13 protein-coding genes are annotated in these 17,276 nt (G+C 71.4%); 6 read left to right on the forward strand and 7 right to left on the reverse strand.

The genetic code is table 11. The features are described 5' to 3' along the window. Positions 1–40 precede the first annotated feature (40 nt). From helR to QQM39_RS37020, 6 genes are all read right to left on the reverse strand, one after another. Positions 41–2,194, reverse strand: coding sequence for an RNA polymerase recycling motor ATPase HelR (helR, locus tag QQM39_RS36995; RefSeq protein WP_302001952.1), 2,154 nt, complete (start codon positions 2,192–2,194; stop codon positions 41–43). A gap of 106 nt (positions 2,195–2,300) precedes the next feature. Continuing rightward, positions 2,301–3,527, reverse strand: a complete 1,227-nt coding sequence (locus QQM39_RS37000; protein WP_302001953.1) for a glycosyltransferase — start codon at positions 3,525–3,527, stop codon at positions 2,301–2,303. Between the two features lie 198 nt (positions 3,528–3,725). Further along, positions 3,726–5,411, reverse strand: a complete 1,686-nt coding sequence (gene atzF, locus QQM39_RS37005; protein ID WP_302003860.1) for an allophanate hydrolase — start codon at positions 5,409–5,411, stop codon at positions 3,726–3,728. Further along, a complete protein-coding gene (locus QQM39_RS37010; protein ID WP_302001954.1) occupies positions 5,408–8,920 on the reverse strand; it encodes a 5-oxoprolinase/urea amidolyase family protein in 3,513 nt (1,170 codons plus the stop codon). The genes atzF and QQM39_RS37010 overlap by 4 nt, the downstream gene beginning before the upstream one ends. Next, a complete protein-coding gene (locus QQM39_RS37015; RefSeq protein WP_302001956.1) occupies positions 8,917–9,606 on the reverse strand; it encodes an urea amidolyase associated protein UAAP2 in 690 nt (229 codons plus the stop codon). Before QQM39_RS37015 ends, QQM39_RS37010 begins: the two co-directional genes overlap by 4 nt. Then, positions 9,603–10,427, reverse strand: a complete 825-nt coding sequence (locus tag QQM39_RS37020) for an urea amidolyase associated protein UAAP1 (protein ID WP_302001957.1) — start codon at positions 10,425–10,427, stop codon at positions 9,603–9,605. Before QQM39_RS37020 ends, QQM39_RS37015 begins: the two co-directional genes overlap by 4 nt. 173 nt (positions 10,428–10,600) lie before the next feature. Between QQM39_RS37020 and QQM39_RS37025 the strand changes: the two genes are divergently transcribed. From QQM39_RS37025 to QQM39_RS37050, 6 genes are all read left to right on the forward strand, one after another. Next, positions 10,601–11,236 carry a TetR/AcrR family transcriptional regulator gene (locus QQM39_RS37025; protein ID WP_302001958.1) on the forward strand — a complete coding sequence of 212 codons (636 nt, stop codon included), beginning with the start codon at positions 10,601–10,603 and terminating at the stop codon, positions 11,234–11,236. Positions 11,237–11,603: 367 nt separating this feature from the next. Further along, positions 11,604–13,196 (forward strand): sensor histidine kinase KdpD, encoded by a 1,593-nt coding sequence (locus QQM39_RS37030; protein ID WP_302001959.1) that lies wholly within the window; start codon positions 11,604–11,606, stop codon positions 13,194–13,196. Further along, positions 13,193–13,600: a roadblock/LC7 domain-containing protein gene (locus QQM39_RS37035; protein ID WP_062710000.1), complete on the forward strand. Its 408-nt coding sequence runs from the start codon at positions 13,193–13,195 to the stop codon at positions 13,598–13,600. The genes QQM39_RS37030 and QQM39_RS37035 overlap by 4 nt, the downstream gene beginning before the upstream one ends. Beyond that, positions 13,597–14,004, forward strand: coding sequence for a DUF742 domain-containing protein (locus QQM39_RS37040; RefSeq protein ID WP_302001960.1), 408 nt, complete (start codon positions 13,597–13,599; stop codon positions 14,002–14,004). Before QQM39_RS37035 ends, QQM39_RS37040 begins: the two co-directional genes overlap by 4 nt. Further along, complete coding sequence (locus QQM39_RS37045; RefSeq protein WP_302001961.1) at positions 13,985–14,605, forward strand: ATP/GTP-binding protein; 621 nt, start codon at positions 13,985–13,987, stop codon at positions 14,603–14,605. Before QQM39_RS37040 ends, QQM39_RS37045 begins: the two co-directional genes overlap by 20 nt. A 158-nt stretch (positions 14,606–14,763) precedes the next feature. Then, positions 14,764–16,197 carry a cytochrome P450 gene (locus QQM39_RS37050; RefSeq protein WP_302003861.1) on the forward strand — a complete coding sequence of 478 codons (1,434 nt, stop codon included), beginning with the start codon at positions 14,764–14,766 and terminating at the stop codon, positions 16,195–16,197. 19 nt (positions 16,198–16,216) lie between these two features. On the opposite strand, the gene QQM39_RS37055 is transcribed toward QQM39_RS37050, so the two are convergent. Further along, entirely contained in the window at positions 16,217–17,158 is a 942-nt protein-coding gene (locus QQM39_RS37055; RefSeq protein WP_302001963.1) for an RluA family pseudouridine synthase, read from the reverse strand. Between the last annotated feature and the right edge of the window lie 118 nt (positions 17,159–17,276).

Here is a 17,276-nt window from a genome sequence, read left to right on the forward strand (position 1 = left end):
GCAGTTCCCCGCGCCCCTTAGCGCGTGCACTCGTCGCCCCTCAAGAGGTACCGGTCAGAATTGCTAGTTGCTGTGTGGCCCGCGTCATCGCCACATAGCGGTCGACCGCACCCTCGATGCCCTCGCCGAACGTCTCCGGGGCGATGAGCACCACCAAGTCGAACTCCAGCCCCTTCGACAGCTCCGGGGTCAGTGACTGGACTCGGTTCGTGGGCTGGAAGTCGGGGTCGCCGATGACGCAGGCCGTTCCTTCCGCATGCGTGGCGAGCCACCTGTCGAGGATCGAGTCGCGGTCCGACACGGAGCCATGGAGGACGGGGACACCGCCGCTGCGGATGGACGTCGGCACGTTGGCGTCGGGGAGCGCGGCCCGGATGACCGGCTCGGCCTGCGTCATGATCTCTTCCGGCGTGCGGTAGTTGATGCTCAGGGAGGCCAGGTTGATCCGGTCGAGGCCGATCCGCTTCAGCCGTTCCTGCCACGACTCCGTGAAGCCGTGCCGGGACTGGGCGCGGTCCCCGACGATGGTGAAGCTCCGGGACGGGCAGCGCAGCAGGAGCATCTGCCACTGCGCGTCGGTCAGTTCCTGGGCCTCGTCCACGACGACGTGCGCGAACGGGCCGGCGAGCAGGTCCGGTTCGATGGAGGCCAGCTCCGACTCGTCGACCAGGTTGCGCTGGAAGTCCTCTCGGCGCAGCTGCGTCATGAGGCCCTCACCGTCGTCATCGGCCGCGATCAGGTTGTCGACGACCCGCGCCATGCCCTCGCGTTGGACGGCGAGGGCGGCCTTCTGCCGGCGCCTTCGCCGTGCCGCCTCCGGGTCACCGAGCCGTTGCCGTGCCGCGTCCAGGAACGGCAGGTCGGACACCGTCCAGGCCTGGGCGTCCTCGCGCTGGAGCAGCTGGACCTCGTCGCGGCTGAGCCAGGGAGCGCACATCCGCAGGTAGGCCGGGACCGACCACAGGTCGCCCACGAGATCCGTCGCCTCGAGCAGCGGCCAAGCGCGGTTGAAGGCCGTGAGCAGTTCCCTGTTCCGCGTCAGCGACTTGCGGAGCAGCTCTTGCGGGGCGTCGCCCTCGTGCTTGTCCACCAGGATCGCCAGCAACTCCTCCCAGACCTGGTCGCGGGCCTCGTTGTGCGGAGTACCGGACTCCGCCGCCTCGAACGCCACGGCCCAGTCGTCGGCGCTCAGCCAGATGTCCGACCAGTGGGTCGTGATCGTCATCCCTTTGGTCGGCGGCTCCTCGTAGAACCTGGCGGCCTTCTCGATCGCGTGCACCAGATCCGCGGACGACTTCAGGCGGGCCACCTCCGGATCGTCCTCGATCCCTGCCGTGGCTCCCTCGGCGACGAGATCCCGCAGGATGCAGGTCTGCACGCCCTCCTCGCCGAGGCTGGGGAGGACGTCGGCGACGTACGCCAGGTACGGGCGGTGCGGGCCGACGAACAGTACGCCGCCCCGACGGTGACCGAGGCGCGGGTCGGAGTAGAGGAGGTAGGCGGAGCGGTGCAGGGCGACCACGGTCTTGCCCGTACCCGGACCGCCGTCCACGACGAGGGCGCCGCGGGATCCCGCGCGGATGATGGCGTCCTGGTCGGCCTGGATGGTGCCGAGCACGTCCCGCATCCGGGGCGAACGGTTGCTGCCCAGGCTGGCGACGAAGGCGGACTGGTCGTCGAGCGCGGCGTGCCCGGCAAGACCGTCCGCGGTGAACACCTCGTCCCAGTAGTCGCTGATCCGGCCGCCGGTCCAGCGATACCTGCGGCGGCTCGCCAGGCCCATCGGGTTGCCGTGGGTGGCTCCGAAGAACGGTTCCGCCGCGGGGGAGCGCCAGTCGATCAGCAGTCGGCGGCCCGAGCTGTCGGTGAGGCCGAGCCGTCCGATGTACCGGGGCTCGGAGCCGTCCGCGCCGATCATGCGTCCGAGGCACAGGTCCAGACCGAAGCGTCGTAGTGCGCGCAGCCGGGCGGTCAGCCGGTGGATCTCCGCGTCCCGGTCCATCGCCTGTCGGCCCGCGCCGCCGGGTGCCCTGCGTTCGGCGTCGAGACGGTCGGTCAGCTCGGCGATCGACTGCTCCAGGCACTCCGCGATGGCCGCGAAGTGCTGCTCGTCGTCGGCGATCAGCGCCGGGTCGGCCTTGGCGCAGAGGCGGTCGGGAAGGTCGAACGCGCTGGTGGTCAGGGGGTGATTCACGTCATCAGCTCCGAATGAGGCGGTGTGCGACCGTGCGCGTGGCAAGGCGTCCGGACCGGCGGGGCGAATCCCGCCGGTTCTCCAGTTCTGTGCTCTGTGGGCCGGCCTATCGGCTGAACTCGTCGATCAGCAGCTTTGCCGCCACCGTCGCCCCGTCCGTGCGGACCTTGTCGGCCGCAGCGGTCGCTCGCGCCCGGGTCTCCGGGGCCAGGGCGGTCTTGAGCGCGGCCGACAGGGACTCGAAGGTCGGGGTCGGACCGTCGTGCGCCGCGCCGATGCCCAGCTCGGCGACCCGGCCGGCCCAGTACGGCTGGTCGGCCAGCTGGTCCACCACCAGCTGGGGCGCACCGGCCCGGGCGGCCGTCGTCGTCGTGCCTGCCCCGCCGTGGTGGACCACGGCGGCCACCCGGCCGAACAGCTTCTGCTGGTTGACCTCGCCGACGGCGAAGCAGTCGTCCTGGTCGTCGATCAGGGTCAGGTCGGCCCAGCCGCGCCCCACGAGTACGCGGCGGCCCTGCGCGCGTACCGCCTCGATGGCCGCCCGGGAGACGTCCTCCGCGTCGCGCAGGGGGATGCTGCCGAAGCCCACGTAGACCGGGGGTGCGCCCGCGTCCAGGAACGCCACCAGATCTGCCGGGAGCGGCCGTTCGTCCGGCCGGATCCAGGCGCCGGTCTGCACCACACCGAGATCCGCCGGCCCCGGCCACGGCCCCAGCAGCGGGTCCGCCGCCAGCAACGGCCGGTCGGTCAGGACGTGGTCGCGGACGTTGTCCACCGGCGGCAGGCCGATCGAGGCCCGGTGGGTGTTCACCGCGTCACCGAAAAGGTCGTTCAGGTGCTCGGCGTTCAGGTCCCACAGCACCCGGTTGTCGGTCACGTCCGGCGGGAGCGGCCGGCCCGGCCACTCGAGCGGCGGGTGGTGCGGCGACGGCAGGTAGGACGGGAAGTAGGACACGAACACATACGGGATGCCCAGCTTCTCGGCCACCGCCCGCCCGGCCGCCGCGAACGGCAGCAAACCGGTCGCCACCAGCACATCGCAGCCCTCGGCCGCCGGGGCGAGCGCGTCGTACGCCGAGTCGACCAACTCGGCCGCGCGCTGGGGCAGGGTCTTCGCCGGCATCGGCGTCGTCCCCGTCACCACCCCCTTCGTCATGGCACGCACCGGCCGGCCGACCGGCACCAGCGGCACGCCGAAACCGTCCAGCAGCTCCGCGAAGTCCGGCGGCGCGCACATCCGCACCTCCGCGCCGAGCGCCCTCAGCTGCACCGCGAGTCCCACCATCGGCTCGACGTCCCCGCGCGATCCATACGTAGTCAACAGCACGCGCACTTCGCGAATCCCCCTATTTCCGCAGGTCCTGGGCTCAGGTCGACGATTGTGCGGGACGATGGGGGCCTTGCCGCAAGCCCCCCGGTGCGCTATAAGTTGAGAGTGGCAAGGAGTGAGTGAGCTCCTTGCCTTCGCTGTTTCTCCGGGCCTTCCCTGTTTTCCTTCTCGGGGCCTTCCCTGGTTTCCCCGGCCCCGCCGTCAGGAGCGGCCGCCCCCGAGATACGCCCGCCAGCCCCCGTACGACGTGATGTCCTCCGCGTCCATGAGGGCGGCCGGCTCGCACAGGAACCCCGGGACGTGGCTGCCGTCGGCCAGCTCCACGCGCCCCAGGGCCATCGGGCGGGGCAGCTCCGCGAGGAGCCGGCCGAGCCCCTCCGCCGGGAGCCGCCACACCTCGGCCTCGATCGAGGCTCCGCCCTCGCCGACGTGGACCAGGCCCGGCTTGGGCGGGGTCGTGGACAGGGCGTGCAGGCGGTACACGGGAGCCGTGGCGGTCGTACGGTCGAATCGGGCGCCCAGGGACAGGAGTCGGGGGTTGAGGGGCTGGCCGGACAGGTGGGCGCCGACCACGGCGAGAGGGACCGCCGGGCGGAGCAGGCCCGCGATCCTCGCGAGCCGTTCGTCCGTGAACGCCGGGCCGATCAGCATCACGCCGAAGGGCAGGCCGTTCACCTCACCGGCCGGGACGGCGGCCGCCGCCAGGTCGAAGAGGTTGGTGGAGTTGGTGAAACGGCCCAGGCGGGCGTTGGCCCCCAGCGGGTCGGCGGCCACTTCGGCGAGGGTGGGGTGGCCGGGCGTGGTGGGGAGCAACAGGGCGTCCGCGTCGGCGAGTTCGGCTTCGGCGCGTGCGCGCAGGGCGGCGAGCCGGTCCTGGTCGGCGAAGAGCCGGTGGGCCGGGATGTCGCGGGCGCGGGTGATGATGCCGGCGACGGTGGGGTCGAGGGTGTCGTCGCCCGCTGCCACCGCCTTGTCGACAAAGCTCCCCACGGCCGTGTAGCGCTCGGCGACGAAGGCACCCTCGTAGAGCATGGCGGCGGCTTCGGTGAAGGGGGTGAGGTCAAGGGTGCGGATCTCGGCGCCCGCGGCGGTGAGCTGGCGTACGGCTGCCTCGTAGGCCTCGGCCCAGCCCTCGTCCAGCTCGCCGAGTCCGTCCGTCGGAGGGACCGCGATGCGCCATGGCCCCGGCGTGCGCTGGGGGAGCGGGGGCAGGGCGCGGCCGGGCGGGGACGCCATGAACGACAGTGCCTGCTCGGCCTCCGGGAGCGTCCGTGCGAACACCGTCACGCAGTCGAGGGACGCGCAGGCCGGGACGACGCCCTGCGTCGGGACGAGACCCCGGGTGGGTTTGAGGCCGACGATGCCGTTGAAGGCGGCGGGAACCCGGCCCGAGCCGGCCGTGTCCGTGCCGAGCGCGAAGTCGACGATGCCGAGCGCTACCGCTGTGGCCGAGCCGGAACTGGAACCGCCGCTGATCATCGAGGGGTCGTGGGCATGGCGAACGGCGCCGTAGGGGGAGCGGGTGCCGACGAGGCCCGTCGCGAACTGGTCGAGGTTCGTGGTGCCGAGGACGAGCGCGCCGGCGGCACGGAGACGGGCTACCACCGGTGCGTCGGCTTCGGGGTCGTAGGCGTACGAAGGGCACCCCGCGGTAGTGGGGAGGCCCTTGACGTCGATGTTGCCCTTGGCGGCGAACAGGCGGCCCGCGAGAGGGAGTCGTTCCCCCGTGGCCACGCGTTCGTCGATGATCCGGGCCTCGGCCTCGACCGCCGTCCGCGGGCGCAGGCCGATCCAGATCTCGGGGCGGTCCACGGCTTCGATCCGGGCGTAGGCGGCGCGGACTCGGGACAGAGCGCTCGACATGTCTTTGTTCTCCTTGCCGTTCAGGGCGTGGTGGGCGCGAGGACGACCAACGCCGTCCCCGCCGCCACCTGATCCCCGGGCCTGACCAGGACCTCCACGACCACGCCGGCGATCGGCGCGTGCACCCTGGACTCCATCTTCATCGCCTCCAGGGCGAGCAGCGGCTGTCCGGCCGTCACCTCGTCACCCGGCTGGACGTTCAGCTGCCACACCGACGCCGCGAACTCGGCCTCGACGAGCCGCCCGCCCGCCGGGACGGTCACCTCGGCCGCCGGTGCGACCGGCGCCGTCGCCTGCTCCGCCCGCGCGAACTCGCCGGCCGCCTCCCACGCGTCCCGTTCCGCCGCGAACGCGGCCTGCTGCCGGGCCCTGAACTCCGCGATCGACTCGGCGTTCTCGGCCAGGAAGGCGCGGTGGTCGGCGAGCGAGAAGGTGCCCTCCTCGATGCGCGGCACGAACCGCCCGGACGTGAGGTCCGCCCGCAGCTCCAGCAACTCCTCGGCGCTCACCGGATACCACCTGATCCGGTCGAAGAACCGCAGCAGCCAGGGCGAGCCCGGCTCGAACGCCCCGCGCTGCTGCCACCCGGACCACACCTGGGTCGTACGGCCCACGAACTGGTAGCCGCCGGGCCCCTCCATGCCGTAGACGCACAGATAGGCCCCGCCGATGCCGACCGAGTTCTCCGCAGTCCAGGTGCGCGCCGGGTTGTACTTCGTGGTCACCAGGCGGTGCCGGGGATCCAGCGGGGTCGCGACCGGGGCGCCCAGGTACACATCGCCCAGCCCCAGGACCAGGTACTCCGCGTCGAAGACCGTGCGGTGGACGTCCTCGACCGATTCCAGGCCGTTGACGCGGCGGATGAACTCGATGTTCCACGGGCACCAGGGCGCGTCGTCGCGTACGCCCGCCATGTAGCGGGCGATGGCCTCGCGCGTCGCCGGGTCGTCCCAGGAGAGGGGGAGGTGGACCGTGCGGGACGGGACGACGAGCTCGTCGGTGGGCGGCAGGGAGGCGATCATCTGCCGTACCTCGGCGAGGAGTTCGTGCTGCGGCAGACGGGCCGGGTCCGTCTGGATCTGGAGGGAGCGGATGCCCGGGGTCAGGTCGGTGATCCCGTCCCGGCCCGCCTCGGCCACCGCCTCCATCAGCGCGTGGACGCGCATGCGCAGGGCCAGGTCCAGCCGCATGGGCCCGAACTCGACCAGCAGACTGTCGTCACCACTGCGGCGGTACGTCACATCGCCGTCCCGCGCCAGCACACCGCCGTCGGCGATCTCCGGGCGCGCGGAGCCGTCGGCCCGCACGGGCAGGAACCGTACGGTGTCGCCCGGCCGCAGCTGCCCCAGCTTCCAGCGCTCGCCGCTGATCACCGTCGCCGGGCACACGAACCCGCCCAGCGACGGGCCGTCCGGGCCGAGCAGCACCGGCATGTCGCCGGTGTAGTCGACGGCACCCACGGAGTACGGCGTGTCGTGGATGTTCGACGGGTGCAGGCCCGCCTCACCGCCGTCGGCGCGCGCCCAGCGCGGCCGGGGACCTATGAGCCGTATGCCGGTCCGCGCGGAGTTGAAGTGGACCTTCCAGTCGGCGGCGTAGAAGTCGCGGATGTCGTCCTCGGTGAAGAACTCCGGGGCGGCGTGCGGCCCTTCGACGGCCTTGATGTGCCATACGGCACCCAAGGAGGGGCGGTCGGGCAAGGGGACCGCCGTCCCCTCGGTGACTGTGCCGCCGTGCAGTACGTCCCCCGTCCGCAGCGCGCGTCCGCCGTGCCCGCCGAACCGGCCGAGCGTGAAGGTGCTCGCGCTGCCCAGGAAAGCGGGGACGTCGAGACCGCCCGCGACGAGGACGTACGTCCGCAGACCGTGCTCGGCCGGCGCTCCGACCTCCAGTACGGCCCCCGCCGGCACCGTCACCGGCTCCCACTGCGCCACCGCCCCGCCGTCGACCGTGACCGGGGCCGGGGCGCCCGTCACACACACGGTGGTGGGGTGCGAGAACCGCAACTCCGGTCCCTGGAGGGTGCATTCGAGACCTGGCGCGCCCTCGGGGTTGCCCAGGGCGCGGTTGCCGAGCCGGAAGGACAGGTCGTCCATCGGGCCGCAGGGCGGCACGCCGACCTGCCAGTAGCCGGTGCGGCCCGGCCAGTCCTGCACGCTGGTGAGGGTGCCGCCGGCGAGGACCTCGATGCGGGGCGTCGGGTCGGGCACGGTCGTGAGGGTCGCCGTCGTGTGGGCGGCGGCCAGGAAGTCCTGGTGCGCCAGCGCCGCCCGCACCAGGCCGAGGTTCGTCTCGATGCCGTCGACGCGGGTGCGGGCCAGCGCCTCGTCCAGCCGCTGCAGGGCGTGCGCGCGGTCGGGGCCGTACGCGATGATCTTCGCGAGCATCGGGTCGTACGCCGTCGTCACCTCGGTGCCCGTCTCGACCCAGCCGTCCACCCGCACCCCGTGCGGGAACTCGACCCTCGTCAACAGGCCCGAGCTCGGCCGGTGTTCGCGTGACGGGTCCTCGGCGTAGAGGCGGGCCTCGACGGCGTGGCCGCGCGGTGGGCCCGGGGCGCGGACGACGTCCCGCTCGCCGCGTGCCAGGCGCAGCATCCAGGCGACCAGGTCGACGCCGTAGATCTCCTCGGTGACCGGGTGCTCCACCTGGAGGCGGGTGTTGACCTCCAGGAAGTACGCCTCCTCGCGGGCGGCGTCGTACACGAACTCGACGGTTCCGGCGGAGCGGTAGTCGATCGAGGCGCACAAGTCGCGGGCGGAGGCAGCCAGTTGCTCGCGCAGGTGAGCGGGGAGACCGGGTGCCGGGGCCTCCTCCACCACCTTCTGGTGGCGCCGTTGCAGCGTGCAGTCCCGGTCGCCGAAGGTGACCACCCTGCCCTCGCCGTCGCCGAACACCTGCACTTCGACATGCCGGGCCCGCTCGACGAGCCGCTCCAGGAAGACGCCGGCGGAGGAGAAGGAGGCGGCGGCGATCCGCTGGACCCGCTCCCAGGCCTCGGTCAGTTCATCGGCGCAGCGACATGCCGACATGCCGATACCGCCCCCGCCGCCGGTCGCCTTGAGCATGACGGGATAGCCGATGACCTGGGCCTCTTCGAGTGCCTCGGCGAGTGACCCCAGCAGCCCCGTCCCCGGCGCCAGCGGTACGCCGGCCGCCTCGGCCGCCGCCCGTGCCGTGTGCTTGGCGCCGAACAGCTCCAGTTGCTCGGGCGTCGGCCCCACGAACACGATCCCGGCTTCCTCGCAGCGCCGGGCGAACAGCGCGTCCTCGGACAGGAAGCCGTAGCCGGGGTGGATCGCGCCGGCCCCGCTGTCCTTGGCCGCCTTCAGCACCAGCTCGGCATCGAGGTACGACTCCTTGGCGGGCGTCGGGCCGAGCCGTACGGCTGTGTCGGCGAGCCGGACGTGGGGCGCCGAGCGGTCCGCGTCGGAGTACGCGGCCACCGTGCGCAGGCCGAGCTCGCGGGCCGTACGGATGATGCGGACGGCGATCTCGCCCCGGTTGGCGACGAGCAGCGTGTCGAAGCTCATGCGCCGCCCGCCTCGGCTGCGCCGCCCGGCTTGGTGGCTTCGCCCGGCTTGGTGGATTCGCCCGCCTCCGTGATCGTCATCTCCACGGCCGTCGGCTCGAAGCCGTTGCAGGGGTTGTTGATCTGGGGGCAGTTGGAGACGAGGACGAGGACGTCGCGCTCGGCGCGCAGCGTCAGGGACAGCCCCGGCGCCGAGATGCCGTCGACGATGCCGAGGGTGCCGTCCTTCTCGACCGGCACGTTCATGTACCAGTTGATGTTGGAGACGAGGTCGCGCTTGCCGAGGCCGTACTCGGCACCCTCGGCGAGGAAGTTGTCCACGCACGCGTGCTGCGCCCAGGTGTGGTGGCCGTACCGGAGCGTGTTCGACTCCTTGGAGCAGGCGCCGCCGAGGGTGTCGTGCCGGCCGACGCCGTCGGCGACGACGGTCATCAGCGGGGTGTGCTCGTTGGACATCAGCACGCTTGACGTGGTGAGGAAGATGCCGCCCTGCGCCTGGATCGTGTCGGGCGCGCTGTAGCGGACGGACGTGTCGTGGGCGTCGTACACGAGGAAGTCGACGGCCTGGTTGCCGTGCAGGTCGGTGATGGTGAGCGTCTCGCCGGCGCGGACGACGGACGACCAGGGGGCACGGGCCGGAACGACGGTCGTGCTCGTGGTCGTGTTCGTGGTCGTGTTCGTGGTCATGCGAGCCCCCTCGCGGCAAGGAATTCGGCGGTGTTGAGGAAGGCGCGGCGGCCCTCGGGGGTGGCATTCCACAGGGGGTCGTCGGGGCCGGTCGGGGCCGCGCGCCAGGCGAGCACCTCCAGTGGGGTGCTGACGTACTCGGTGCGGGGGTCGGCCGGATGCGGCACGTTGGCGATCAGCACGGTCACGTCCTGCTCGGCGCGCAGGGTCACGCTGCCGCCCGGCCCGGTCGAGCCGGTGAAGCCGAGCGTGCCGTCCTCGCGCACCTCCACGCCCTGGAAGAAGGACAGGGACGGCGGCAGGTCGCGGGGCTCGAGGCCGTTCTTCGCGGCCGCCAGCTTGAACAGTTCACGGCCGGCGGGGGAGGGGGACTGCGCGCTGCCGTCGCCGTAGCGCTCGGTGTTGCGTACGAGGGTGGAGGTGCCGCACAGCGCGTCGTGCCGGCCGGAGGTGTCGGCGACGACGGAGGCGAGGACGCGGCCCTGGTCGGAGAGCAGGAGTCGGTTCTCGCCGAGGTAGGCGTTCCACTGGACCTTGACCGTGTCGGCGACGTTCAGCCGCTCCCAGGGGCGGTCGGCCACGTACAGCAGCAGATGCGCGCACGCCTCGCCGCGCAGATCGGTCAGCCGCAGCTGCGCGCCGCGGGCCAGCACCCGGTGCGTGTAGTTGCCGCCCGCCACCGTCTCGGCCCACACCAGTCGCCCCGCCTCACCGGGCGGCGCCGGCCAGTCCCGGGCCGGTACGACGGGCATGGCCTCGGCCCGGCTCCCCTCCTGGGCGCGGGCATGGTCACGGGCTCCGTACGTGGTCTCTGTCGCCATGCGCGGGACCTCCGCTTCGGTGTCGGCCTCCTGGATCATTTCTGTCGCCCGACAGAAATTAGGGGCGGGGTGGGTCGGGAGGATTACCGCAGTGTTGCCGTGCGGTTACCGCGAGTTCGCGAATGGGTGCTCGCGGAGATCGTCGTGCGCCCCCGTGTGCGAGGATCGAATCCATGGGTACGTCAGGTGAGCCGGGCAGTCGCCGGGTCGGCAGGCCGCGGGCCGCTCAGCGGCTGGACAGCGGTCTGGAGCCGCGCGCCGAACTCCTCGCGGCCGCCGCCGAGTTGTTCACCACCCGGGGCTATGCCGCCACCACCACCCGCGCCGTCGCCGAGCGTGCGGGCATGCGGCAGGCGTCCATGTACCACTACGTCTCCGGCAAGGAGGAACTCCTCGCCGAGCTCCTGGAGTCAACGGTCACGCCCTCGCTCGCGTACGCCCGTGAACTCCTCGCCGACGACTCGACCCCGGCCGGAGGCCGGCTGTGGGAGCTGTGCCGGGCGGATGTGGAGCTGCTCTGCGGCGGCCCGCACAACCTCGGCGGGCTGTATCTGCTGCCCGAGGTGCGCGCCGAACGCTTCGCCGGCTTCCACGCCGTGCGCGCCGAACTCAAGGACGCCTACCGCCAGTTGCTCGCCGCCACGCCCGCGGGCGGCGCACTCGCCAAGAGCGAGCTGGAACTGCGTACGGATCTGCTCTTCGGTCTGATCGAGGGTGTCATCCTCGTCCACCGCTCCGACCCGGAGCGCCCGGTGTCGGTGTTCGCCGAGGCCACGGCCGACGCGGCGCTGCGTATCGCGGGGATCTGAGGGGGTCGGCCGCAGGTCTGAGGGGGCGGCCGAAGCGGCGCCAACCCCTGTCGGTGGTTCGTCGAAACCTGGTGTCTCACTCGTCACGGTGAGTGTTCTTCGCACGTCCGAACGCGATTACGGGCCGTGTTCGAATATGAGCTTAGCGTATAAAAGAGCCGAGCGTACTCCTGTCACACGCGTCATTTCAGGCGCTTGCTGAATATGACACGGCGGTGATCCTGTCGGACTAAGCTCGCCCGCAGCGCACCGAGTTGAGGTGTAATCGTGCGCTTGTTCCCAATCATGCAGAAGATTCCGACATACCCATGACATTCCCCCTTGCAAGCTCCCCCTACACCCACCCGATTCATTTCAGAGGGCCCACATGGTGAGCGTTCAATCCCCGCCCAGTCGGCGTGAACTCCCGTACGCGCGCGTGCTTTTGCTGCCGGTCATAGTGATGGCCGCGGCGACCGGAGCCGCCGTCGCCGTGGTGGCGGAACCGGCCCGGACGGCCGTCGGCGTGTGCGGTGCCGTGGCCTTGTTGCTGGTGCTGGCGTCCGCGGCCGAAGCGGTGCGCCGCGGCCGCGCTCTGCGGGAGGCGCGGGCCGAGCACGCCCGTCACACCGCGTATCTGGAACGGCGCGTCGCCGCCCACGACGCGGAGATGGTCCGCCTCGCCACGGAGATCACGCCCGCTGCGATCCACCGGCTGCGCTGTGGCGCTTCACCCTATGAGGTGATGCGCGACCTCGCCGAGATCGACCCGTCCTATGCCCAACTCCCACCGGTGCAGCTCGAGTTCGTGAGGGCGATGGTCGACATCATCGACCACGAGGAAGCCATCCGCGACTCCGCCCAGCGCTCCTTCGTCAACATCGCCCGCCGCGTCCAGGCGATCGTCCACCAACAGGCCGTGGAACTCAGGGAGATGGAGGAGGACCACGGCCGCAACCCCGAGGTCTTCGACGACCTGCTGCGCATCGACCACGGCACCATGCTGATCGGCCGCCTCGCCGACTCCATCTCCGTGCTCGGCGGCGGCCGCCCCGGCCGCCAGTGGCCCGAACCCGTACCGCTGTACAGCGTGCTGCGCGGCGCCATGTCCCGCATCCTGGAGTACCGCCGCATCAGCCTGGACTCCATCGTCAAGGTCAACATCGCCGGCATCTCCGTCGAGCCGATCATCCACGCCGCGGCCGAACTCCTCGACAACGCCACGCGCTACTCGCCGCCGCAGACCAAGGTCCACGTCACCGCCACCGAGGTGCAGACCGGTGTCGCGATCGAGATCGAGGACGCCGGCGTCAGCCTCAGCGAGGAGGCCCGCGCCCGGGTCGAGGGCATGCTCGAACGCGCCAAGCAGGGCACCGACCTCCAGGACCTCGGCGAATCCCCGCGCCTGGGCCTGGCTGTCGTAGGCCGCCTCTGCACGGCCTTCAACATGCAGGTCTCGCTGCGTTCCTCCGCCTACGGCGGCGTCCGCGCCGTGCTCGTGGTGCCGCGCGAGATGATGACCACCGACCCCGCGCCCGGACTCGCCCACGGCATCGGCGCCGGGTCGGCGCCCAAGGCCGAGGGCCCCGATGTGATCGAAGGCCCCAAGCGCGCCCCCAAGAAGCGGCGCCCCACCAGCCCGAAGCTCCCCGCCGCGGTCTCCCTGTCGGACGACGTCCCCGTCGTCACCGAGTGGACCGCGGGCGGGCTGCCCCAGCGTCGCAGCCGGGTCAAGACCCCGCTCAGCAAGCGGATCGCCGAGCAGGCGGCCATCGAGCAGGCCGAACGGGAGGGCCGGCCGACCATCTGGTCGACCCGCAAGCCCGAGCCCGACCCCGAGCCGGCGGCGGACGAGCCCGCCCCCGGTGCCTGGGTCGAGGCGTTCTGGAACGGACTCAAGGACGGTCCGGACCCGCTCACACTCAAACCGCGAACCCAACCGGCCCGCCCCGAGGCCGACGAGGAGGGGGACCTCAAGTGATTCAGCAGCGCGCGAACTTCGACTGGATGCTCAAGGAGCTCCACGACGGCGTACCGGGCATCCAGATGATCGTGGTGCTCTCCGCCGACGGACTGCGCATCGCCCGTTACGGCGGCGACCCGGACACCGCCGACCGCGTCGCCGCGGCCTGCGCCGGCCTGCAGAGCCTGGCCAGCGCCGTCGCCTCGGAGATCCCGAAGAGCGACGGCAAGATGAAGATGGTCCTGATCGAGATCAACGGCGGCTACTTCTACCTGATGGCCGCCGGCGCCAACGCCTATCTCGCGGTGCTCTCCGACACGTTCGCCGAACCGGGCCGGATGAGCAACCGCATGACCGACCTGGTCGCCCGCATCGGCGCCCATCTCACCAGTCCGCCCCGGCGCAACGGGCAGACCGTATGACTCCTCCGCAACGCCAGCGGCGATCCCCCAAGGAACAACCGCCTCCACCACCGCCGCCCGCCAAGACCGGGAAGCAGAAGAACCCGGAACGGCTCTTCGTGGTGGCCGGCCCGGACGGCGGCGAGCGCGACGGGGACCTCGACCTGGTCACCTTAATCGTGGCGCGCGCCGACCCGCCGCCCTCCGCCCCGCCGGAACAATCGGCGCTGCTCCGGCTCTGTACCGCCCCTCTGTCCGTGGCCGAGCTCTCGGCCTATCTCAACCTGCCGTTCAGCATGATGACGGTCGTGCTCACCGACATGCTGACGGCCGGACTGGTGACGGCGCGCGCCCCGATCGTGCGCCAGGCCGTCGCCGACCGTTCAATTCTCGAAGCGGTGATGCATGGACTTCAAAGGCTCTGACATCATCCCCGGTCCACGGACCGAGGACCAGCTGCCGCACACGGCCGAAGCCGCGGTCAAGATCGTGATCGTGGGCGGCTTCGGCGTCGGCAAGACGACCATGGTCGGTGCGGTCAGCGAGATCAAGCCACTGACCACCGAAGAGACCATGACGCAGGCAGGCATCGGCGTCGACGACAACTACGGCTCGGACACCAAGACGGCCACCACCGTCGCGATGGACTTCGGCCGCATCAGCATCACCGAACAACTGGTGCTGTACCTCTTCGGCACGCCCGGCCAGGAACGCTTCTGGTTCCTGTGGAACGGGTTGTTCGAGGGCGCGCTGGGCGCGATCGTGCTGGTCGACACCCGCCGTCTCGAGGTCAGCTTCGACGTCATAGGGCGACTGGAGGAGTGCGGCGTGCCCTTCGTGGTGGCCGTCAACACCTTCCCGGACGCTCCCCGTTACCCCGTCTCCGAACTCCGTACGGCACTCGACCTGCCCGAGGAGATCCCGATCGTCGAGTGTGACGTCCGCCGCCGGGCCTCCAGCCGCGACGTCCTGATGACCCTGATGCACTTCCTGCACGCGCTGGCCACGGCGAAGGCTCCGGCGTAAGGCACGCACACCCCGCGCACACCTCCTCCCCCGGTCCCGGCTTCGCCGAACCGCCCGGACCGGGGGAGCCCTTCACCTCTGCACACCGGAACCACTTCAGCTTCGGAGCGACCATCGTGACGCCTGAATCTCTCTTCCCGACCGGTACGGACGAGCCCATGGCCTCCCCGCCCCCCGGCTGCCCCGCGCACGGCATCGGCCCCGGCGGGCTGCGCCGGCTGTACGGCCCCGAGGCGGAGGACCTGGGAGCCGTGTACGAGAAGCTCCGTGCCGAGCACGGCCCGGTGGCTCCGGCGCTGCTGCACGACGATGTGCCGATCTGGGTGGTGCTCGGCCACAGCGAGAACCTGCACATGGTGCGCACTCCCTCGCAGTACTGCCGTGATACCCGGCAGTGGGCCGCCCTGCAGGACGGCACGGTCAAGCCCGACCATCCGCTCATGCCGCACTTCGCCTGGCAGCCCATCTGCAGTCATGCCGAGGGCGACGGGCATCTGCGGCTGCGCGGTGCGGTCAATGGCGCCATGTCGACCATCGACCACCGGGGTATCCGCCGCTACATCAACCGCGCGACCCAGCACCTCGTCAACCAGTTCTGCGAGGAGGGCAGGGCCGAGCTGGTCAGCCAGTTCGCCGAGCACCTGCCGATGGTGGTGATGTGTGAGATCCTCGGCATGCCCGAGGAGTACAACGACCAGATCGTGCAGGCCGCTCGCGACATGCCCAAGGGCACCGAGACCGCGATCGCCAGCAACGCGTACCTCATGGACGTCCTGATGCGGCTCACCGCCCGCCGCCGGACCGAACCCAAGGACGACTTCACCAGCCATCTGATCAACCACCCGGCGCGGCTCACCGACGACGAGGTCGGCCAGCACCTGCGCATCATCCTGGTCGCCGCGTATGAGGCCACCGCCAACCTGATCGCCAACGTCCTGCGGGTGGTACTCACCGACCCGCGGTTCCGTGCCCAGCTCAGCGGCGGCCAGATGACGGTGCCCGAGGCGGTCGAGCAGTCCCTGTGGGACGAGCCGCCGTTCAGTACCGTCCTTCCCTACATCGCCAAGCAGGACACCGAGCTGGGCGGCCAGCGCATTCGCAAGAACGACGGCCTCGTCCTCGGCATCGCGCCGGGCAACGTCGACCCGCGCGTTCGGCCCGACCTCAATGCCAACATGCAGGGCAACCGCTCCCACCTCGCCTTCGGCGGCGGCCCCCACGAGTGCCCGGGTCAGGACATCGGCCGCGCCATCGCCGAGGTCGGCGTCGACGCGCTGCTGACCCGCCTGCCTGACGTCCAACTCTCCTGCGAGGAGGACGAGCTGTGCTGGCGGGCGTCCATCTCGAACCGGCACCTGGTGGAACTGCCGGTGAAGTTCGCGCCCAAACCCCAGCAGGACGTCATGGCGCGGCCCGCGCATCCGATGGCCTCGCAGCGTCCCGGTAACTGGCCGGTCAGCCCGCCACAGCCGCAGTCGGCGACTCCGGAGCCTGCCACTCCGTCCACGGCTCCGACGCCGACGCCGACACCCGAACCGGCTGGTCGCCCGGGCGTGTTCCGGCGCCTCCTGCGCTGGTGGCGCGGCGACTGAGCCGACCCGGCCCTCGGGGCTACCTCGCCCACTCCTCGTACGACGACCAGGCCCGCAGTACGCGCGGGCTGACGAACCGGTGCTCCCTCCCCGTGACCGGATCGGTGAACTCCAGGACGCGCGCCAGCAGTTGGAGCGGTTGCCGGAAGTCACCGGCCGGCACGGGGTCGGTCACCACCGGATAGAGGGGATCGCCGAAGATCGGCACCCCCAAGGCGCTCATGTGCACCCTCAGCTGGTGCGTCTGCCCGGTACTCGGTGTCAGCCGGTACCGGGCACGCTCGTCCCGGTGTTCCAGCAACTCGATCCGGCTGACGGCGTTGGGCTCACCCTCGACCTCGTGGGCCGCGAGGATCCCGCGCTCCTTGACGATCCGGCTGCGCACGGTGCGTGGCAGGTCCAGTGCGGGGTCGTACCGGGCCACCGCCTCGTACTCCTTCGCCACCCGCTTGTCGCGGAACAGAGTCTGGTACGCGCCGCGCTCTTCCGGTCGCACGGTGAACAGCACCAGCCCGGCCGTCAGCCGGTCCAGCCGGTGCGCCGCGCTCAGCGTCGGGACGCCCAGCTCCCGCCGCAGCCGCGCCAGGGCCGTCTCGGCGACATGGCTGCCGCGTGGCGTGGTCGCCAGGAAGTGGGGCTTGTCGGCCACCACCACGTGCTCGTCCTGGTAGACGACGTCGACCGCGAACGGCACCCGCTCCTCGTCGGGCAGCTCACGGTGGAACCACACGTACATCCCCGGCGCGTACGCCATGTCCCGCCGCACCGGACGCCCGGCGACGTCCACGATCTGCCCCGCGTCGAGCATCGCGTCGATCACCCCGGCCCCGGCCGCGAGCCGCGCCACGAGATGATCCCGCACGGTCGCCCACGCGTCCCCGGCCGGCAATCGCACGCGCACCGGATCGACCCCGTCGCGCTGCGGCAGGGGAGAGGGCGGGGGTGGCGTACGGCGTCTCATCGGGACCAAGCCTACGAGTGGTGACTGACAGCGAGGGGATGAGGCGGGGCACCCGGACGAGCGCAGTCGGGGCGGCTCGAGGACAGGGCGTAGCCGCACGCGCCACGGCGGCCCTCAG

The organism is Streptomyces sp. DT2A-34, from assembly GCF_030499515.1.
Taxonomy (GTDB): Bacteria; Actinomycetota; Actinomycetes; order Streptomycetales; family Streptomycetaceae; genus Streptomyces.